Annotated in this window: 15 protein-coding genes; 4 read left to right on the plus strand and 11 right to left on the minus strand. The window is 65.6% G+C overall.

The features are described 5' to 3' along the window. The first annotated feature begins 69 nt into the window (after positions 1–69). Entirely contained in the window at positions 70–846 is a 777-nt protein-coding gene (gene purC / locus ETR14_RS08805) for a phosphoribosylaminoimidazolesuccinocarboxamide synthase (protein WP_106515565.1), read from the plus strand. Positions 847–979: 133 nt separating this feature from the next. Here the strand turns inward: purC and ETR14_RS08810 are convergent, their stop codons facing one another. From ETR14_RS08810 to aroF, 5 genes are all read right to left on the minus strand, one after another. Then, positions 980–1,915, minus strand: coding sequence for a M23 family metallopeptidase (locus ETR14_RS08810; protein ID WP_243455831.1), 936 nt, complete (start codon positions 1,913–1,915; stop codon positions 980–982). Between the two features lie 134 nt (positions 1,916–2,049). Continuing rightward, positions 2,050–2,859: a ferritin-like domain-containing protein gene (locus ETR14_RS08815; protein WP_129384268.1), complete on the minus strand. Its 810-nt coding sequence runs from the start codon at positions 2,857–2,859 to the stop codon at positions 2,050–2,052. Positions 2,860–2,905: 46 nt separating this feature from the next. Beyond that, positions 2,906–3,502 (minus strand): aminodeoxychorismate/anthranilate synthase component II, encoded by a 597-nt coding sequence (locus tag ETR14_RS08820; protein WP_206186004.1) that lies wholly within the window; start codon positions 3,500–3,502, stop codon positions 2,906–2,908. Continuing rightward, positions 3,499–5,052 carry an anthranilate synthase component 1 gene (locus ETR14_RS08825; protein ID WP_165356383.1) on the minus strand — a complete coding sequence of 518 codons (1,554 nt, stop codon included), beginning with the start codon at positions 5,050–5,052 and terminating at the stop codon, positions 3,499–3,501. Before ETR14_RS08825 ends, ETR14_RS08820 begins: the two co-directional genes overlap by 4 nt. After that, positions 5,049–6,065: a 3-deoxy-7-phosphoheptulonate synthase gene (gene aroF / locus ETR14_RS08830; protein WP_129384270.1), complete on the minus strand. Its 1,017-nt coding sequence runs from the start codon at positions 6,063–6,065 to the stop codon at positions 5,049–5,051. Before aroF ends, ETR14_RS08825 begins: the two co-directional genes overlap by 4 nt. A 535-nt stretch (positions 6,066–6,600) precedes the next feature. On the opposite strand from aroF, the gene phhA reads away from it, so the two are divergent. Further along, positions 6,601–7,422: a phenylalanine 4-monooxygenase gene (phhA, locus tag ETR14_RS08835; protein WP_129384271.1), complete on the plus strand. Its 822-nt coding sequence runs from the start codon at positions 6,601–6,603 to the stop codon at positions 7,420–7,422. A 3-nt stretch (positions 7,423–7,425) separates the two neighbouring features. On the opposite strand, the gene ETR14_RS08840 is transcribed toward phhA, so the two are convergent. From ETR14_RS08840 to glnE, 3 genes are all read right to left on the minus strand, one after another. Next, positions 7,426–9,474 carry a hypothetical protein gene (locus ETR14_RS08840; protein ID WP_129384272.1) on the minus strand — a complete coding sequence of 683 codons (2,049 nt, stop codon included), beginning with the start codon at positions 9,472–9,474 and terminating at the stop codon, positions 7,426–7,428. A gap of 347 nt (positions 9,475–9,821) precedes the next feature. After that, positions 9,822–10,286 (minus strand): peroxiredoxin, encoded by a 465-nt coding sequence (locus ETR14_RS08845; protein ID WP_129384273.1) that lies wholly within the window; start codon positions 10,284–10,286, stop codon positions 9,822–9,824. Between the two features lie 18 nt (positions 10,287–10,304). Next, a complete protein-coding gene (gene glnE, locus ETR14_RS08850) occupies positions 10,305–12,986 on the minus strand; it encodes a bifunctional [glutamate--ammonia ligase]-adenylyl-L-tyrosine phosphorylase/[glutamate--ammonia-ligase] adenylyltransferase (RefSeq protein WP_129391589.1) in 2,682 nt (893 codons plus the stop codon). A 137-nt stretch (positions 12,987–13,123) separates the two neighbouring features. On the opposite strand from glnE, the gene ETR14_RS28305 reads away from it, so the two are divergent. Next, positions 13,124–13,276 carry a hypothetical protein gene (locus ETR14_RS28305; protein ID WP_165356384.1) on the plus strand — a complete coding sequence of 51 codons (153 nt, stop codon included), beginning with the start codon at positions 13,124–13,126 and terminating at the stop codon, positions 13,274–13,276. 73 nt (positions 13,277–13,349) lie between these two features. Here ETR14_RS28305 and ETR14_RS08855 read toward each other — a convergent pair whose 3' ends face one another. From ETR14_RS08855 to ETR14_RS08865, 3 genes are read right to left on the minus strand one after another with little or no spacing between them, the layout of a single operon-like run. Continuing rightward, the gene (locus ETR14_RS08855) at positions 13,350–13,613 is read right to left on the minus strand and encodes a DUF5985 family protein (RefSeq protein ID WP_129384274.1); all 264 of its coding nucleotides are present in this window, start codon (positions 13,611–13,613) and stop codon (positions 13,350–13,352) included. A 1-nt stretch (position 13,614) separates the two neighbouring features. Then, positions 13,615–13,890, minus strand: coding sequence for a DUF5985 family protein (locus tag ETR14_RS08860; RefSeq protein WP_129384275.1), 276 nt, complete (start codon positions 13,888–13,890; stop codon positions 13,615–13,617). Between the two features lie 2 nt (positions 13,891–13,892). Beyond that, positions 13,893–14,261 (minus strand): hypothetical protein, encoded by a 369-nt coding sequence (locus ETR14_RS08865; RefSeq protein WP_129384276.1) that lies wholly within the window; start codon positions 14,259–14,261, stop codon positions 13,893–13,895. Positions 14,262–14,469: 208 nt separating this feature from the next. On the opposite strand from ETR14_RS08865, the gene ETR14_RS08870 reads away from it, so the two are divergent. Further along, positions 14,470–19,863, plus strand: a complete 5,394-nt coding sequence (locus tag ETR14_RS08870; RefSeq protein ID WP_129384277.1) for a HAMP domain-containing protein — start codon at positions 14,470–14,472, stop codon at positions 19,861–19,863. The last annotated feature ends 1 nt before the right edge of the window (position 19,864 follow it).

Here is a 19,864-nt window from a genome sequence, read left to right on the forward strand (position 1 = left end):
CCCCGCCCGCGCGTTCCGACGAGGAGACGCAGCGTCCGGGGCGCACCTTTTTCAGCCGGAGCGCACCACATGTCCCGCCGCCGCCAGATCTACGAAGGCAAGGCCAAGATCCTCTATGAAGGCCCCGAGCCCGGCACGCTGATCCAGTATTTCAAGGACGATGCGACCGCGTTCAACGCCCAGAAGAAGGGCACGATCTCGGGCAAGGGCGTGCTCAACAACCGCATCTCGGAGCACGTTTTCACCCTGCTCGGCACGATCGGCGTGCCGACCCATTTCATCCGCCGCCTCAACATGCGCGAACAGCTGATCCGCCAGGTCGAGATCATCCCGATCGAGGTCGTCGTGCGCAACGTCGCCGCGGGATCGCTGTCGAAGCGTCTCGGCATCGAGGAAGGCACCCAGCTGCCGCGCACGATCATCGAATATTATTACAAGGACGACGCGCTGGGGGATCCGCTGATCGCGGACGAACATATCGCCTGCTTCGGCTGGGCGAGCCAGGAAGAGATGAACGACATCGCCGACATGGCGGTGCGCGTGAACGACTTCCTGTGCGGCCTGTTCGCCGCGATCGGCATACGCCTCGTCGACTTCAAGCTCGAGTTCGGCCGGATCTGGGAGAATGACTACGCCCGGGTAATCCTGGCGGACGAGATCAGCCCCGACGGCTGCCGTCTGTGGGACATGCAGACCAACGAGAAGCTCGACAAGGATCGCTTCCGCCGCGACCTCGGCGGCGAAGCGGAAGCCTATCAGGAGGTTGCCCGCCGGCTCGGCCTGCTCCCCGAGGGCGAAAACAGCGTGCTCGATCTCGATCAGCACCGCCAGAAGCGCGGCAAGTAAGCGCGGGAAGATCGGGCCGCTTCCTCGAAGCCCGCTTCGATCTGACACGACTGCCGCTCACCCGAGCGCGCGGCAAAAAATAAGGCCCCGCCGTTGCCGGCGGGGCCTTGGCCTTTTGGCTCTCTCCTGATCCTTACTCGGCCTTGACCGGGCCGCCGATCGCCACGTCGGACACGCGCCGCTGGACCGACTGGAGATAGTCGGAGGACTGCATGAACGGGATCGGGTTGACGGCTTTGCCGTCGATGCGCACTTCGTAATGGAGGTGGCTGCCGGTCGAACGGCCGGTCGAGCCCATCAGCGCGATCAGATCGCCGCGCTTCACGCGCTGGCCCGCCGACACCATCGACTTGGACAGGTGGCCGTAGCGGGTCTGGATGCCGCGGCCATGATCGATCTCGACCAGATTGCCGTAGCCGCCATTGTTCCACTCGGCGCGGCCGACGGTGCCGTCGGCGGTTGCGTAGATCGGGGTGCCCATCGGGCCGGCAAGATCGATGCCGGCGTGCATCGCAGCGCGGCCCTTGAACGGATCGGAGCGGACTCCGTAGCCGGAGGTGAAGCGGGTGCCCTTGACCGGCTCGAGCGAGGGGATCGCGATCGTGCCTTGCTCCAGGCTGTCGAGCTGCTTCCAGCTCATGAACAGCGCCTTGAAATTGGGATCGGCGGTCTGGCCGCCGTCGATCGCCTCGTAAGGGCCGCCGACGCCGTCCTGGGTCTGGAGGCGCGCCGGATCGAGACCGAGGCCGCGCACTTCGCTCGCGGTGATCTGGAAGCGCTTCTGTGCGGCTTCCTTGATCGCGGCGACATCGGCCTGCATCGCCCGAACTTCCTGCTCCATGCGCGCGACGTCGGCGCTCTGCGGCGCCGCGTCGGCGGTGGCGAGCTGCGCGGCGGCGAACGCCGACCAGGACAGGGTCATCGTGGCAACGAGGGCCGCGGAGATCTGAACTCCGGCGCCGACCCGAACACGACGCAGCGCAGCGCCGTCATGGAAGAAAATGTCCCGCGGGCGGAAGAGCTTGCGGAACTTGTTCCCCCAGCCGGCGTTGATTGTCTTAGTCAGCACAGATCGGTCCCCGGTACGGTTCGCCTCACGAAGGCGGCACCGCCCTTTGATATGTTCAAGCCAATACGCTGGACATTGCTGCCCCGCCCGTGACGTCAAGGAAGCTGCCCACCCCGCGACGTGGCCGGAGATTGTTAAACATATCCTTTCACCGCAAGTGCGGAGTAGAAATCGCGGGATAGACCGGCTTGACCGCGCGCTGAGTCGTTGAACGGAGGCTTCAGCGACCCCCGGAAGTGGGTTCGAACCAGTTGTTGCCAGTGCGAAACGATGGCCAAACCCTGCGATTCACAGCCCCGTTCGAACCACTTCGTACCGACCCCGACATGCCTGATTTCATCCGTAAATATACGCATGAGGATCGCTGCGGAGCGGACGTCGCCGACTGCTTCGAAGCGGGCGACGGTTGCCGGCGTGACGTCGAGCCCGCGTGCTTCCAGAACCATCGGAACGACGGCGAGCCGCGCCAGGGGATCGTGCGCAGTCGCCTCGGCCGCTTCCCACAGGCCGTCATGGGCCGGCATCGATCCGTAGCCGGCACCGAGGCCGTTCAGCCGCCGATCGAGCAAGGCGAAGTGCATCGCCTCGTCGGCGCCGACGCCGATCCAGTCATCGACGAACGCGCGCGGGAACGCACCGCCGAACCGGCCGGCCATGTCGAAGGCGAGGTCGATGGCGGCGAATTCGATATGGGCCAGCGCGTGCAGCATCGCGATGCGGCCCCGCTCGGACCCGCCCTTGCCGCGCTTCGGCATGCGCGACGCAGGCATCAGCTCGGGCTGGTCGGGCCGGGCCGGCCTGTCGGGCATCGCTACGTCGAACACATGCGCCAGCCGGCCGCGCCGCCATGCCCGTGCCGTCTCCCGCGCCGCGCGCACCTTGTCGCGCGGCTCGGCGGCGAGGAGGACGGCACGGCACGCCTGCGCGATGGTGGTCTGGTTCATCGCCGACGGCGTAGCGCGTCGGCCAAGGTCCGTCACCCTTGCGGGCTCAGGCGGCCTGCGCCTGCGCCGCCGCCGGCTTGAGCAGGATATTGGCGAGGATCCGATTCCCCGCCGGCGTCAGAATCGACTCCGGATGAAATTGAAGGCCGGTCTGCAGTGCCGAAGGATCGCTGATCGCCATCGCCATGCCTTCGGTCTCGGCATGGACGGTGAAGCGCGCGGGGATGTTGCGGGTGCAGAGCGAATGGTAGCGGCCGATCTGCACCGGACCGTTCAGCCCGGCGAAAGGACCCTGCCCGTCATGGACCAGCAAGGATGTCTTGCCGTGCACGGGCGCCGGCGCCCGGCAGACCTCCCCGCCCGCTTCCAGCACCATCGCCTGGTGGCCGAGGCAGACTCCGAGCACCGGCACCCGTCCCCTGGCACGTGCGATTAGTTCCAGGCAGCAGCCGGCATCTTCCGGGCGGCCGGGCCCCGGCGACAGGATGATATGCGCTCCGACCTGCTCGGCGGCAGCGAGCGCCTCGGCGGCGGCGACGCTGTTTCGAAGCACGCGGACCTTGGCGCCGAGCCGCTCGATCGCCTCGACCAGGTTGAAGGTGAAGCTGTCGAGATTGTCGATCATCAGCACGGATGCGGTCACTGGCTCTTCTCCGGGGCGCCGAGCGCCGAAAGGATGGCGGACGCTTTCCGCCGGGTCTCGTCCGCTTCCTTCTGCGGATCGCTGTCGTGGACGACGCCGGCACCGGCACGGACATAAGCGACACCGTCCTTGACCACCGCCGATCGAATGACGACGCCGGTGTCCATCAGTCCCTCGCCGTTCAGCCAGCCGATCGCGCCGCCATAGGGTCCGCGCTTGGTCCGCTCGGTCCGGCGCAGCAATTCGGTGGCCTTGATCTTGGGCGCGCCCGACAGGGTGCCGACGTTGAGACAGGCCTGCAGCGCGTGGAGCGCGTCATAGCCGATCGCAAGCGCGCCCTTCACCGACGAGACGAGGTGCATCACCCGCGCGTAGCGCTCCACCGTCATTAGCCTGGCGACGCGCCGGGTCCCCGGGATGCTGACCCGGGCGACATCGTTGCGGGCGAGATCGACCAGCATCATGTGCTCGGCAATCTCCTTCTGATCGAGGCGGAGATCGGCCTCCATGCGATCGTCCTCGTCCGGATCGCCGCCGCGCGGACGGGTGCCGGCGATCGGCTTGACCTCGACCATCGGCCATTTCTCCTCGCGGACGATTCGCACCGACGTTTCGGGCGAAGCGCCGAACAGCAGGTGCTCGGGCGCCGCCATGAAGAACATGTAGGGTGAACGATCGAGTCGGCGCACCGCCGCAAATGCTGCGATCGGATCCGCGCAGGGTGCGCGGAAGGTGCGCGACGGAACGATCTGGTAGACGTCTCCGGCGAGGATATGCTCCTTCATCCGAGTCACCACCGCACCGTAAGCGGCGTCGTCGAGGTCCGTGTCGGCAGCTGCGGGATCGCTCCGTTCCGCAGGAGCGACATCGTCCAGCGGCTGTTCGCAGCGCGCCGCGAGCGCGGCAAGGCGATCTGCCGCGCCGAAATGGGCGCGGGTGGTCTCCGCCGGATCCTCCGACCCGAAAGCGGTGCAGACCAGCCGCGGCGCGAGCCCCTGTTCGTAGACGATCAGGCTTTCGGCGAGCCAGAAGATATAATCGGGAAAGCCGAGCGCATCCGCTGCCGGTGCCGGCAGATGCTCGAACAGATCGACGTGATCGAACGCGACCGTGCCGAGCAGGGCAAGCGTGAACGGCTCCTCCGGAGTGTCGCTGCGGGTACCGGTCGACAGCGCACGAAGCACGTCGAACGGCGACGCCGCGAGCAGGCGCGCTTCGGCATCGTCCCCCGCGGGCGGCGCGAAGTGGAGTACCAGGTTGCGCTCCGCCTTCTCAGCGACACAATGGCCGAAGCTCTTCTCGAGCGTGCGAAGAACGAGAATGCCGCCCGCGGTCAGCGCTTCGAGAGCGACCTTCTGACCCCGGCACTCCACCCGCACCGCCGCCTGATCCATGATCAAGGTCGGTCCGGCGAGCGTCTCGAGCAGCATCGTATCGGTGCGGGTGCCGCGGTCGCTCAGCGCCGCATAAAGGGAGAGCGGATCCGGCGAGCGGTAGAGACGCCGGGTCAGCGCCTTGGCGGTGCCGCCGGAAAGAGGTGCGACGCTCACTGAATCTGCCGTCCCACGGCGGCGGCGATCGGCGCCAAGCTCGCCATCAACCGTTCGAACCCCTCCGGATAGAGCGACTGGGCGCCGTCGGACCAGGCGACGGCCGGGTTCTCATGCATCTCGACGAGAATGCCGTCGGCACCGCAGGCGGCAGCGGCGAGCGCCATCGGAATGACGAAATCGCGAACCCCGGTGCCATGCGACGGATCGACCAGCACCGGCAGGTGGGTCTTCTGCTTGATGAACGGGATTGCGTTCAGATCGAGCGTGTTGCGCGTCGCGGTCTCGAAGGTGCGGATGCCCCGTTCGCACAGGATCACCTGATCGTTGCCCTCCGCCAGCAGATATTCCGCGGCGAGCAGGAGATCCTCCACCTTGGCCGCCATGCCGCGCTTCAGAACCACTGGCTTGCGAGCACGGCCGACGGCTTTCAGCAGGGAGAAATTCTGCATGTTGCGCGCGCCGATCTGGAAGGCATCGGCATATTCGGCGACGATCTCGACGTCGGCGGTCTCCATGACCTCGGTCACCACCGGCATGTCGAATTCGTCGCCGGTCGCACGCAGCAGCTTCAGCCCTTCGACCCCATGCCCTTGAAAGGCATAGGGACTGGTGCGCGGCTTGTAGGCGCCGGCGCGGATACCATGGGCGCCGGCCGCCTTGGCGGCGCGGACGGTGTTGCGCATCTGGCTCTCCGTTTCCACCGCGCAGGGCCCGGCGATGACGGTGAAGCCGCGGCCACCGACGGCGACCTTGCCGAGGCGAACGATCGTATCGTGCGCCTGCATCTCGCGGCTGACGAGCTTGTACGGCGCAAGGATCGGCTTCAGCGACTCGACCATCGGATGGCCTTCGAGGGCGAGTTCGGCGAGCACGCGCTCGTCGCCGAGGGCGCCGAGCACGACCCGCTCGCTGCCAGGCATGTGGAGCGGCTTGAGCCCTTTGGCGGCGATTCGATCGAGCAGCTCCTGCGCGGTTTCGGGCGGCGCTTCCGGCTTGAGAACGATGATCATGATGATGTTTCCGTGTCTGAAGGTAAAAAAAAAGCCCGCCTTGTGGGCGGGCCTCGGATCGGGTCTCACAGGAAGCGCGACTGCCTTCCTCTTACTCCGTCGATGGGCGCGCCAAATCGCTCTGCGAAGGCCAGCGCCACCACAGACCGAAGGTCGAACCAAAAGACAGAGCGGAATTGCCGGTCATAACATCGCAACAGCTAAACCGGCCGGAGGATCCGGTCAACCGGCCTGTTGCGGCATCAATGCCCGATGGTCACGCCGGGTTCATCGCTTCGCGTGCAGGGACTTGCATCACCCGGTTTGACAAACATGGTCGCGAAGGTCAGATAGAAACGATGATCGGCACTGCGCATATCCTCGCCACGACGGCAGCGGCTTCCGCCGCAGCGTCGGCGCGCGCGGCCGGCTACACCTATTATTATCCCCCGGGGACGGGACCGATTTGACGCGCTGATCGCACAGCGAACGCTTCAATCGACCCCGTCCGGACATTCCGGGCGGGGTCTTTCTTTATGCACGAGGAAGACCGCAGATGTTCAAGGATTTCACCGAAACGGATCCCGCCGCGCCGGCACCGCCCGCCGGTGCCGCGGCCGACTGGACGGTGCCGCAGAACTGGCATCGCTTCACCGGCGAGGAGCATGCGACCTGGGATATCCTGTTCGCACGCCAGCAGGAAATGCTGCGCGGTCGCGCCGTCGCCGCGTTCGAGGAAGGGCTGGACGTGTTGCGACTGTCGCGGCCCGGCATCCCGGAATTCGGCGAACTCAACGAGCGACTTCACCGCCGCACCGGATGGACGGTGGTCTCCGTGCCTGGGCTGGTGCCCGACGACATCTTCTTCGAGCATCTCGCCAATCGCCGCTTTCCCGCCGGCAATTTCATCCGCAGCCGCAGCCAGCTCGACTATCTGGAAGAGCCAGACGTGTTTCACGACGTCTTCGGCCACGTGCCGCTGCTGGCGCTGCCTGCGATCGCCGATTTCATGCAGGCACTTGGTCAGAAAGGCCTCGAGGCCCTCGACCTCGGCATGCTCGACCGCCTGGCGCGCTTGTACTGGTACACGGTCGAATTCGGGTTGGCGCGCGAAGGCGGCGCATTGCGCATCTTCGGCGCCGGCATCCTCTCCAGCTTCGGCGAATCCCGCTTCAGCCTCGACAGCGCCGAGCCCAGGCGTCGTCCGTTCGCGCTGCCCGAAGTGCTGCGCACCACCTATCGTAGCGACGCCTTCCAGACCGGCTACTTCGTGGTCGAAAGCTTCGAAGCCCTGCTGGACGCCATCCTTACGGCCGATCTCGAAGCGTTGTACGCCGAAGCGGCGTTACTCCCGGATCTCGATCCCGGACGGGCATGACTATCAGCCGAAGCTGCGCTTGAAACGCAGATAGGCCGTGACGTGGCCGTTCCGCTCCCGGAACTCGCGCTGATAAGGATCGGGGTTCGACCGGTCGGGCGCGAAGAAGATGCGGGTGCGGGTGCCCGGGACGTCGAGGATATTGTCGGCGCCGAGCGTGATCGTCGTCGCCCGGTCGGGCCGATATTCGACGAAGGCATTGATGAACGGCTCGCGTCCGTTGGGAGCGTCGATCTCGTCGCGCCAGTAATAGGGCTCCCGCGGACTGGCAGTATAGTTGACGCTCCACGCGAACTTGCCGAGATCCTGGCGCAGGCCGAGCTCGTACGACCAGCTGGTCAGCCCCGAGAAGCGGCGGTTCCGGTGGGTGTAGGGATCTTCGACGGACGTATCCTGGAACATCGTGTTCCAGGTGAAGCGGCCGCCCTTGATGCCGACGCTGCCGAGCGGAAGGTCGACGGTGGTCTTGACGAACGCCTGCCGTCCGGTGCCGAGATTTCCGGGGGCGTCGAAGCCTTCGGGCGTCGGCACGCGATCCTGCACCTTCTCGATCAGATTATAGCCGAGTTCGACCTTGGCGAGGCCGTCGCCGAGGACGGTGCGCTCGACCGTCAGCAAGCCTTCCCAGGCCCGTTGCGGCACCAGATCGGCATTGCCCGCATTGACCCGGTCGTTGGTGAGCTCGGCCGAGCTGATGAAATCCTCGAAGTCGAGCTGGGCAACCGTCCGGATCAGCGAAACTTGCGCATGCCATGGCCCCTTCGGTCGCCAGTCGAGCACCGCCTTGGGCTTGAGGAAGCGCAGCGTCCGTTCCGCCTCGGTGTCCCCGCGGACAGTCAGCCGAGATGCTTCGAACGTAAAGCCGAGGTCGATCCGCACCGTCGGCGACAGGCTTCGGCCGACATTGTAGAAGGCTTCGCCGCGCCATTCCTTCACCACCGCCTGATCGATCGGGAGATCGACCCGCACCCGATCACCCTGTTCATCCAGTTCGAATAGATTGACGTCGCTGTCGAGGCTGTTGAGAACCGCCTCGACCCCGGCCTCGACGCTCCAGCCGCCCGCGTTGGGGGTCGACCAGACCAGCCGCCCGAGCGTCTCGTCGCGCTGGCTTTCGACATTCTGCTCGTAGCCGCCGATCACATCCCCCTGGATGCGATTGAAGGAGAATTCCGCTTCCTTGCGGTGGCGCCGCGTCGCCAGGCCGATGAGCTTTATCGCGCCGCCCCAAAGCGGGCGCGTGACGTCGCCGCCAAGCTCGAATTCCCGAGTCCGATAATCCTGCCCGAGCCGATCGTCGCGAATCGGCCCGCGCACCGGGAACACGTCGTTGGTCTGATCGAGCTCGAACCGCTCGCGCTCCACCCGGAAGTTCAGGTGCGCGCCGCGATTGGCACCGCCCTGATGCTCCCACGAACCGGAAAGGAAGGCCTCACGCTCGCTGATGTCATTGATCTTGCGCCGATGCTCCAACAGAGCTCCGCTCGGAAGCGCCGTCACGTCGTCGATACCTTCCTCAGGCGTATGACTGTTATTGTACCCGGCCGACAGGTTGAAGCTCGAGGCACCGCGGCGATAGAGCGCCGAGACACTCCCCTCCGGCGTGATCTGCCCGGTATAGTCGCGGCGGGCGGTCGCCGTAACCGTGCCGGCGAGCCCGCCCCCGGAGGTCAGCACCAGGTTGAGCACCTGCGCCCTGCCCGAAAATTCCGATCCGAACAGATCGCCGGTTCCGACCTCGACCCGCGCGACTCGGTTGGCAGGGATGCGCGCGAGGATCGCCTCCAGCGTATCGCTCTTCGAGCTTGGGCGATTGCCGTTGATGACGACGTTGCCTGCCGCCTGGCCAAAGCCGCGCACGTCCTCCGCGCCCAATTCCAGCACGAATCCGGGCACGCGCCGGACGATCTCCAATGCGCTCGACGGCGAGTAGCGCTCGAAATAGGCTGCTTCATAGAGCGTGCGTCCGCCCGGGCCGGCCTGCTGCGCCGCGGCCGGAACGCTGCACCCCAACAGCAATGCCGCCGCCGCAACCCTGACCCGATTACCCACTCTTCACTCCCCTTGGGCCCCGCTTCTTCTACGGGGTCGCGCGCCTTGATGCTTTCCCCGCTATTGCGCAAGAAGCATGCCAGCGGTCGCTCCGGCGCAATTCTCTCCAGCGTGCTTCGTCTACGTTCGTTTCCGAACGCGATGTGTCCGAAACCGGACGCGCCCCTCAGAGTCTGCCGAATAGAGGTTCCGACAGCGGCGCGAGGCCGCCGAGCCCGAGCCGCAAGGCGTTCCGGGGGTGGACCGTCCTGCGCGCACGGGCCAGGTCGCCGAAGCGAGGATCGATCAGCCGCCGGGGGGAAGCAGGGCCATCGCCGTCGAACGCGTGGGCCGCCCGCGCTTGCCCCTCAGGGCAATGCGCGGGCCGCTTCAAGCACCTCTTCGGCGTGGCCGGGCACCTTGACCTTGCGCCAGACCCTCTGAACCTTGCCGTCGCGATCGATCAGGAAGGTCGCCCGGTCGATCCCCATATATTTGCGGCCGTACATCGACTTCTCGATCCAGGTGCCGAACGCTTCGCAAACCGACCCGTCCGCGTCGGTCGCGAGCTGAACCTTCAGATCATATTTGTCGATGAACTTGGCGTGCTTCTTGGAATCGTCCTTGGAGATGCCGAGGACCCACGCATTGGCATCCTGGAAGGCATCGGCAAGGGCGCTGAACGCCTGCGCCTCGGCGGTGCAGCCGGACGTGTCGTCCTTCGGATAGAAATAGAGGACGAGCTTCTGGCTGCGGAAATCGGCCGGGCTGATCTCCTTGCCGTCGACGCTGATCAGCTTCACGTCCGGAACCAGATCACCTTCGTTCACCATCCACTTGCCCTTTCATCATTAGGCCGCCGGCGCCGCGGCGGCGGCAACGTTCCGCCAGAGTTCCGAAACGCTCTGCCGCGCCTGCGCATGCGCTGCAAGCAGCGCCTGCCAGTCCGGCAACCCGCAGGCCCGCGCAACCAGCGGCCGGGATGCTTCGGCGGGTTCCGCCGAACTCGGCGACACCAGCCGGAACATGACCAGCATCGATATGAGCAGACGCAGAGCCTCATCGCTGTCCTGCCGCACGAGGCCGGCACGGCACAGCGCCTCGATGGCGACTTCCAGATGCGGATCGAGGCCGATCCCGGTGCGAAGCTGGAGCGTGTGAACTGCGAATTCCAGGTCGACGAGCCCACCCTCGCCAAGCTTGATGTCGAACGGCCCGCCGGCCTGCTTGTGGAGCGCGATATCCCGGCGCATCCGCACCGCCTCGGCGGTGACCTGACCGGGGTCGCGCGAAAGCCGCAAGGTGCGATCGATCACCGCCGCGAGCTCAGCCCGCGCCGCGGGTGAACCGTAGATCGGGCGCGCGCGCAGCAAGGCGAGATGCTCCCAGGTCCACGCCTGTTCGCGCTGGTAGCGCTCGAAGCTCTCGACGCTGACCGCGAGCAGGCCGTCCTTGCCGGAGGGACGGAGGCGGGTGTCGACCTCGTAGAGTGGCCCGGCCGCCGTCGGCACGCTGAGCGCCGCAGTCACCCGCGGCGCCAGCCGATTAAAATAGTCGGTAGCCCGCAGCGGCTTCTCGCCGTCCGATTCGGCCTCGTGGGTGCCGCTGAACAGGTAGACCAGATCGAGATCGGAGGCGTGGGTCAGCGCTTCGCCGCCGAAGCGGCCGAGCGCAAGGATCAGCAGTTCGGAACCGGGTACCTTGCCGTGCCGCTTCTCGAATTCGGCGATGGTCACGTCGGCAAGCACGTTGAGCGCAGCCTCGGCAACACGGGCATAGCCGGTGGTGACGTCGAGCGGCTGGCTGCGCCCGGTGACGAGTTGAACGCCAAGCGCAAAGCGGCGTTCGTTGACCAGTCGGCGGACCCGATCGAGGATCATCTGGTAATCCTCCCCCTTGCGCTCCGCCTGGACGAACTCGGCGATGAGATCGGACAAAGGCGGCGGAAGATCGAACGCCGAGGCGTCGATCAGGCCGTCGAGCAGTTCGGGACGCCGGGCGAGCTGATCGGCAAGGGTCGGCGCGTGACTGAGGATTTCGGCGAGATGCTCGGTGAGCCCCGGCCGCGCCTGCAGCAGGCGATAGAAATTGACTCCGCTCGGCAAACGTTCGAGCACGTCCTCGAAGCGGTTCATCGCGCGCATCGGATCGGGCGCCCTGGCGAAGGCTTCGAGCAGCAACGGCAGCATCGCTTCGAACGCCTCCCGCGCGGGCGCGGTGCGCAGCGAGCGCGCCTTGCCGGACCGCCAGCGATCCACCCGCCCCCGCGCTTCGGCAGGCGATGCGAACCCGATCTCCGCAAGTCGAACTTCGAGCGCCTCCGGGACGAGCGGCAGATGCTCCTCCTGGTCGCCGGCCATCGCCGTATAGACGGCGGCAACCCGATCCACCTGCGGGCGCAGCAGCGCAAGCAAAGATGCGCCGTCCTCCAGGCCATGAAGACGCGCCACATTGTCGAGGGCGGCGGGATCCGCCGGCAGGCTGTGAGTCTGACGATCGTCGACCATCTGCAGGCGGTGCTCGATCGTTCGGAACAGGCGATAGGCGTCGGCCATGTCGGCTGCGTCCGTGGACGAGATCCGGGCGTCTGCGGCAAGGGCGGCAAGCGCGTCCAGGGTCGCCCGCGCCCGCAGCCCCGGCTCCCGTCCGCCATGGATGAGCTGATGGATCTGGGCGAAGAACTCCACCTCCCGGATGCCGCCGCGCCCGCGCTTGAGATCATAGCCGGGACCGAATTTCTGCCCCTGCGAATAATGATCACGGATCCTGCGCGTGATCGATTGCAGTTCCTCGATCGCTCCGAAATCCAGCGAGCGCCGCCATACGAACGGGTGGATCGCGTCAAGGAAATAGCGGCCGAGCGCGACGTCACCTGCGGCATGCCGGGCACGAATGAACGCGGCACGTTCCCACGGCAGGGCGCTCGATTCGTAGTAAGAGATTGCGGCGTCGACGGGCAGCGCGATCGGCGTCACTTCCGACGACGGGCGCAGCCGCAGATCGATCCGGAACACGTAGCCTTCGCCGTCCCGCTTCTGGATCAGCTCGATCACGCGCTGTCCGATCCGCACCGCCGCCTGCCCCGGCTCCTCGCGCGGCTTGAGCGGGAGCGTGGCTGGATCGAACAGGAACAGCGGATCGATGTCGGACGAATAATTGAGCTCGCGGCTGCCATGCTTGCCGAGCGCAATGATCGTGAAGCCGCGGGGCTCGGCATCGGGCGTGCGCTCGAGGATCGCCGCTTCGATAGCGCGATGGAGACTCTTGTCGGCAAGGTCGGAGAGTTCCGCGACCAGCGCCTCGAACGGGATCAGGCCGGCAAGATCGCCGATCGCCAACGCGGTTGCGAGCGCGCTGCGCTCGCGGCGCAGTGCCGCGGCGAGGCTCGGCGCGTCGACGCCTGCACCCCGCGCGGTCTGCACCGCCTGGACGATCGTCCCGGTTTCAAGGGCCGTCGCTACGGCCGGAAATCGATCGAGCTGCAGGCGCAGAAATGGCGAATGACGCCGGGCTCTCGCAAGCGCGTCTTGCAGATGCTCGTCCGCAGCCGCTGGCGTGGCCGGCGAGCCACAATTCAAATCAGTTCCGTTGGGGGTGCGCAATGTTTGCAACTCTGGTCGTTTCCGGGCGTTCTCCGGGCGTGAATACAATGAATCCGAGACATGAAGCCATGGTACATGCTTCCGAAAGGCGCTTCGTGAAGGTCGCGCCGCCGACCGTTCATGCCGGCGTCGGCAGCGCGCTCCGCCAGGCGTTCGCGATGGACGGCGAGGTCCGATCGCTGAAGATGTTCGAGGACCTGCTCTCTCGGCTCGACGACTGAGGCGGACCAGCGGTGCCTGAACACGCCCCTCCGGCACTCCGGAGGGGTTTGTTTTTGCGTCTGGATCAGGCGATCAGCTGCGCCGCTTGTTCTTGCCGACGATCGCCACCAGGATCAACGCGAAGGCGGCCAGCCGGAACAGATATAGCCAGCTCCGTTCCTCGACCGGGATGTCGGTGAGCGTCAGCAGGGCCTGCCCGATCCCGAGCAGCAGGAAGGCGGCCGCGAACGCGAGGAACAGACTGTCGGCGGTCCGCTTCCAGAAGCGCAGGAAGAACAATCCGGCGAGCAAGAAGCCGAACGTGACGGCACCGGCGAGGAAGTTGAAGATCGTCATCTCATTCTTCCTCCAGATCCCAGACGAAGCCGAACAGCAGGATCGACACCGCGGCGAGCGCAAGCAGCAAGCGCGGCATCCGCATGTCCAGATCGCGCAGCACCAGCAGATCGAGCACGACGACCAGATTGTTCGCGGCCAGGAAGATGAAGCAGAGGCCGCTCCATAGCAGCAGGCGGGCGCCGCTGATGCGATAGGATCGCATGAGCAGCCAGGCACAGGCGGCGCTGGTGGCGAAGCACAACAGGTAGACGATCGCCGGGAAGACCTCGTTCATGGTCAATCCTTCCTGAACCGGAACGCGTCGGCGAAAGCGGCGAGGCCGCCTGCCGAGGCGTCCACGATCATCCGCCGCACCGCATCGGGACGGCGCGCATAGAGTTGCTCGGCCGCATCGACGAATTCTCCGACCTCTTCCGACACCGGTGCATAAGTGACGCTGCCGTCTTCGTCGGCGACGATGAGGCCAGCCGCCGAGAGCCAGCCGACGCTCTGGTTGACGATCAGCTCGCTGCCCCGGAGACCGGCGACGATCTCGTCATGGGTCCAGCGCCGCCGGTCGCGCTTGAGCAGCAGCAGCAATTCGAGCGACCAGACCGAGCGGAAACTCGATCGGATGAAACGCGAGAGTTCGTCCCGTGACGCCATTATGCCGGGATCCGTCCTTCTGCCGTCCACGGAACGGTCGCTTAATCGCGTTTCGAAGCCGATAGCAATGCCTGCTTAAGGTTTGGCGGGGCATGACAAATTTCTGGCGGCGCTCAGAATATCCTCTGCTATGTAGAGCGCGCCATCACCGCCCGGGGGGACGGTGCAACGATGTCTGGGGGGACTGACGCTTAATATGGAGCCCTGAGTGAACGTCGAACTCCCTCGCGAATCTCTCGATCGCCGCCAGCTCGTCACCGCGCTCCGCAGCCTCCGCCGCGGCGACTTCTCGGTGCGCCTGCCCGAGGATCTCTCCGGCGTGGACAGCGAAATCGCGACCTTGTTCAACGAGGTGGTGTCGATCAACCAGGAGATGACGCACGAATTCGAGCGTCTCAGCCAGGTCGTCGGCAAGGAAGGCAAGATCACCCAGCGTGGTGCCGTGCGCAGCGCCACCGGCGGCTGGGAGACCGCGATCCGGTCGGTCAACGAGCTGATCGAAGACATGGTCCAGCCGACCGCCGAAGTCGCGCGCGTGATCGGCGCGGTCGCCAAGGGCGACCTGTCGCAGTCGATGACGGTGGAGATCGACGGTCGGCCGCTGCGCGGCGAATTCCTGCGCATCGGCAAGATCGTGAACACGATGGTGGAGCAGCTCGCCTCGTTCGCCTCGGAAGTGACGCGCGTGGCGCGCGAGGTCGGCACCGAAGGCAAGCTCGGCGGACAGGCCAACGTGAAGGGCGTGGCGGGCACCTGGAAGGATCTGACCGACAACGTCAACGCGATGGCGACCAACCTGACCGGTCAAGTCCGCAACATCGCCGAGGTGACCACCGCCGTCGCGTCCGGTGATCTTTCCAAGAAGATCACCGTGGAGGTGAAGGGCGAGATCCTCGAGCTCAAGAACACCATCAACACGATGGTCGATCAGCTCAACGCCTTCGCCTCGGAAGTGACTCGCGTGGCCCGCGAAGTCGGCACCGAAGGCAAGCTCGGCGGGCAGGCGCAGGTGCCGGGAGTCGCCGGCACCTGGGCCGACTTGACCGACAACGTCAATCTGATGGCCGCGAACCTCACCGGCCAGGTTCGCAACATCGCCGAAGTGACCACCGCGGTGGCCCGCGGCGATCTTTCCAAGAAGATCACGGTGGACGTGAAGGGCGAGATCCTCGAGCTCAAGAACACCATCAACACCATGGTCGATCAGCTCAACGGCTTCGCCTCGGAAGTGACCCGCGTGGCGCGCGAAGTCGGCACCGAAGGAAAGCTGGGCGGCCAGGCGCAGGTGCCTGGCGTCGGCGGAACCTGGAAGGATCTGACCGACAACGTCAATCTGATGGCCGACAATCTGACGGGCCAGGTCCGCAACATCGCGGAAGTGACCACCGCCGTCGCATCGGGCGACTTGTCGAAGAAGATCACCGTCGACGTGAAGGGCGAGATTCTCGAGCTCAAGAACACCATCAACACCATGGTCGACCAGCTCAACGGCTTCGCCTCGGAAGTGACGCGCGTGGCGCGCGAGGTGGGCACCGAAGGCAAGCTCGGCGGCCAGGCGCAGGTGCCGGGAGTCGCCGGGACCTGGGCCGATCTGACCGACAACGTCAATTTGATGGCCGCCAACCTGACCGGCCAGGTCCGCAACATCGCCGAAGTGACCACGGCCGTGGCGAGAGGCGACTTGTCGAAGAAGATCACGGTGGAGGTGAAGGGCGAGATCCTCGAGCTCAAGAACACCATCAACACCATGGTCGATCAGCTCAACGGTTTCGCCTCCGAAGTGACCCGCGTGGCGCGCGAAGTGGGCTCCGAAGGCAAGCTCGGCGGCCAGGCGCAGGTGGAAGGCGTTGCCGGCACCTGGAAGGATCTCACCGACAACGTCAATTTGATGGCCGGCAATCTGACGGGACAGGTCCGCAACATCGCCGAGGTGACCACCGCCGTGGCGAGAGGCGACTTGTCGAAGAAGATCACCGTCGACGTGAAGGGCGAGATCCTCGAGCTCAAGAACACGATCAACGTCATGGTCGACCAGCTCAACTCGTTCGCGTCGGAAGTGACCCGCGTGGCGCGCGAAGTGGGCTCCGAAGGCAAGCTCGGCGGCCAGGCGCAGGTGGAAGGCGTCGGCGGCACCTGGAAGGATCTCACCGACAATGTGAACGCGATGGCCGCCAATCTCACCGGCCAGGTCCGCAACATCGCCGAGGTGACCACCGCGGTGGCGCTCGGCGACTTGTCGAAAAAGATCACGGTGGACGTGAAGGGCGAGATCCTCGAGCTCAAGAACACCATCAACACCATGGTCGACCAGCTCAACGGCTTCGCGTCCGAAGTGACGCGCGTGGCGCGCGAGGTGGGCACCGAAGGGAAACTCGGCGGACAGGCGCAGGTGCGCGGCGTCGCCGGCACCTGGAAGGATCTTACCGACAACGTCAATCTGATGGCGGCGAACCTTACCGGTCAGGTCCGCAACATCGCCGACGTGACCACCGCCGTGGCGAGGGGCGACCTTTCCAAGAAGATCACTGTGGACGTGAAGGGCGAGATTCTCGCGCTCAAGGACACGATCAACGTGATGGTCGATCAGCTCAACTCGTTCGCCTCGGAAGTGACCCGCGTGGCGCGCGAAGTCGGCACCGAGGGCAAGTTGGGCGGCCAGGCGCAGGTGCCGGGCGTCGGCGGAACCTGGAAGGATCTGACCGACAACGTCAACCTGATGGCGACCAACCTCACCAACCAGGTGCGCGGCATCGCCGACGTCGTCACCGCGGTGGCGCAGGGCAATCTGCGCCGCAAGCTGACCGTGGACGCCAAAGGCGAAATCGCCGCGCTCGCCGAGACGATCAACTTCATGATCGAGACGCTGTCGACCTTCGGCGACCAGGTCACCAACATGGCGCGCGAGGTCGGCATCGAGGGCCGGCTCGGCGGCCAGGCGCGCGTCCCCGGCGCCGCCGGCCTGTGGCGCGATCTCACCGACAACGTGAACCAGCTCGCCGCCAATCTGACCAACCAGGTCCGATCGATCGCCGACGTGGCGACCGCCGTGACCAAGGGCGACCTTACCCGCTCGATCGCGGTGGAGGCGTCGGGCGAAATGGCCGCCCTCAAGGACACGATCAACGAGATGATCCGCAACCTCAAGGATCAGACGCTGAAGAATGCCGAGCAGGATTGGCTCAAGACCAATCTCGCCCGCTTCTCGCGCATGCTCCAGGGCGAGCGCGATCTCACCACCGTGTCGAACCTGATCATGTCCGAACTCGCGCCGCTGGTGAACGCGCAATATGGCGTGTTCTACGTCACCAAGCGCGAGGAAGAGGAAGCCAAGATGGAGCTCGTCGCCAGCTACGGCGCCGAGAATAGCGACGCGTTGAAGCGCGAGTTCAAGCTTCGCGAAGGCCTGGTCGGGCAGGCCGCGGCCGACAAGCGCGCGATCGTGCTCAAGGACGTTCCCGGCGAGTTCATCCGGATCGGCTCGGGCCTCGGCCATGCCAAGCCGGCGAGCGTCGCAATCCTTCCCGCTTTGTTCGAGGACGAGGTCAAGGCGGTGATCGAGCTCGCCTCGTTCAGCGACTTCAACGAAACCCACCAGAGCTTCCTCGATCAGCTGATGGAATCGGTCGGCATCGTTCTCAACACGATCGCCGCCACCATGCGAACCGAGGGTCTGCTCAAACAGTCGCAGCTGCTCACCCAGGAACTCCAGGCGCGCCAGACCGAGCTCACCACCAAGCAGGAGGAGCTTCACGCGACCAACGAGGAGCTGCAGGAGAAAGCCCAGCTGCTCGAGAACGAGAAGAAGCAGGTCGAGGCCAAGAACATCGAGATCGAGATGGCCCGTCGTGCGGTGGAGGAGAAAGCGGAACAGCTCGCCCTCACCTCCAAGTACAAATCCGAGTTCCTGGCCAATATGAGCCACGAGCTGCGGACTCCGCTCAACTCGCTGCTGATCCTGTCCAAGCTGCTCGCCGACAATCCGCAGGGCAATCTCAACGAGAAGCAGACCGATTTCGCGCGCACCATCCACTCGGCGGGATCGGATCTGCTGAGCCTGATCAACGACATTCTCGATCTGTCGAAGATCGAATCGGGCACGGTGTCGATCGAGGTCGGCGAGATGCCGATGAGCACGATGAAGCAGCATATGGAGCGGACCTTCCGGCAGCTCGCCGCCGACAAGAATCTGGACTTCAACGTCGACTTCGACGCCAGCCTGCCGTCGACCATCCGCACCGACGAGAAGAGGCTGCAGCAGATCGTCCTCAACCTGCTGTCCAACGCCTTCAAGTTCACTGCCCAGGGCAGCGTCACGCTGGCCGTCAAGGCGGCGAAGAGCGGCTGGAGCCCCAACCACCCGGTGCTGCGCGGTGCCGACAAGGCGATCTCGATCGCGGTCACCGACACCGGCATCGGCATTCCGGAAGACAAGCAGAAGCTGATCTTCGAGGCGTTCCAGCAGGCCGACGGTACCACCAGCCGCAAATATGGCGGCACCGGCCTTGGTCTCTCGATCAGCCGCGAGATCGCGCGGCTGCTCGGCGGCGAATTGCAGGTCCGCTCTAAGCCCGGCGAGGGATCGACCTTCACCCTGTTCATCCCGATGCAGGCGATCGCGCCCAAGATCGGCAGCAACGGCGGCAGCAGCGCGCGCTACGACAATAGCGGCGCCATGGTGCCGACAGCGCTCCCGGCGGGATTCGAAGTCAGTGACGATCGCGACAGTCTGAGCGGCGATCCCTTCGTCCTGATCGTCGAGGACGACGCCACCTTCGCGTCGATCCTGCTGGATCTCGCCCGCGCGGCGGGCCTGAAGGGAGTCGTCTCGACCGCCGGTGCCGGCACGCTTGCGATGGCGCGCAAGCTGCAGCCGGATGCGATCACCCTCGATCTCGGTCTGTCCGATATCGACGGCTTCGTGCTGCTCGATCTCCTAAAGCACGACTCGCAGACCAGCCACGTTCCCATCCACGTCATTTCGGGCGCCGACAAGCTCAACTCGGTGATCGACATGGGCGCGTTCGGCGTGACCGAGAAGCCTGCCGACCAGGAGGCGCTGGCGCAGGTGTTCCGCGATCTCGCCGCGCACATCCGGACGTCGGCGCCGCTGCTCGAAATCGTGCCCGAAGATGCGCCCCCGTCGCATGCCGCGAGCGGCGCCCGCGCCGTACCCGAGCTTGCCGGGGCCAAGATGCTGATCGTCGACGACGACATCCGCAACATCTACTCGCTGACGAGCGTGCTGGAGAGCTACGATGTGGAGGTTCTGCACGCCGAGCGCGGCAAGGACGGCATCGTCATCCTCGAACAGACGCCGGGGATCGACATCGCCCTCATCGACATCATGATGCCCGAAATGGACGGCTACGAAACGATGCAGCAGATCCGCAAGCGTCCGGCGCTCGCCGAGGTGCCGCTGATCGCGGTTACCGCCAAGGCGATGAAGGGCGATCGTCAGAAATGTCTCGACGCCGGCGCGTCCGACTATATTGCCAAGCCGGTCGACATCGATCTGCTGCTGGCGCTGCTGCGCGTGTGGATTGCGCGCGCGCGGCAAAGCGCCCGTCCGGCCGGCGCCGACAGCCTGAACCCGGCGGAGTAAG

The sequence above is a fragment of the Sphingosinicella sp. BN140058 genome, assembly GCF_004135585.1.
GTDB lineage: Bacteria > Pseudomonadota > Alphaproteobacteria > Sphingomonadales > Sphingomonadaceae > Allosphingosinicella.

Excerpts from the sequence above, each read along its gene's own strand:
- ETR14_RS08845 (WP_129384273.1), bottom strand. The coding sequence starts at position 10,286 with ATGGTGAACGAAGGTGATCTGGTTCCGGACGTGAAGCTGATCAGCGTC.
- purC (WP_106515565.1), top strand. The coding sequence starts at position 70 with ATGTCCCGCCGCCGCCAGATCTACGAAGGCAAGGCCAAGATCCTCTAT.
- phhA (WP_129384271.1), top strand. The coding sequence starts at position 6,601 with ATGTTCAAGGATTTCACCGAAACGGATCCCGCCGCGCCGGCACCGCCC.
- aroF (WP_129384270.1), bottom strand. The coding sequence starts at position 6,065 with ATGATCATCGTTCTCAAGCCGGAAGCGCCGCCCGAAACCGCGCAGGAG.
- ETR14_RS08865 (WP_129384276.1), bottom strand. The coding sequence starts at position 14,261 with ATGGCGTCACGGGACGAACTCTCGCGTTTCATCCGATCGAGTTTCCGC.
- ETR14_RS08860 (WP_129384275.1), bottom strand. The coding sequence starts at position 13,890 with ATGAACGAGGTCTTCCCGGCGATCGTCTACCTGTTGTGCTTCGCCACC.
- ETR14_RS08855 (WP_129384274.1), bottom strand. The coding sequence starts at position 13,613 with ATGACGATCTTCAACTTCCTCGCCGGTGCCGTCACGTTCGGCTTCTTG.
- ETR14_RS28305 (WP_165356384.1), top strand. The coding sequence starts at position 13,124 with ATGGTACATGCTTCCGAAAGGCGCTTCGTGAAGGTCGCGCCGCCGACC.
- ETR14_RS08815 (WP_129384268.1), bottom strand. The coding sequence starts at position 2,859 with ATGAACCAGACCACCATCGCGCAGGCGTGCCGTGCCGTCCTCCTCGCC.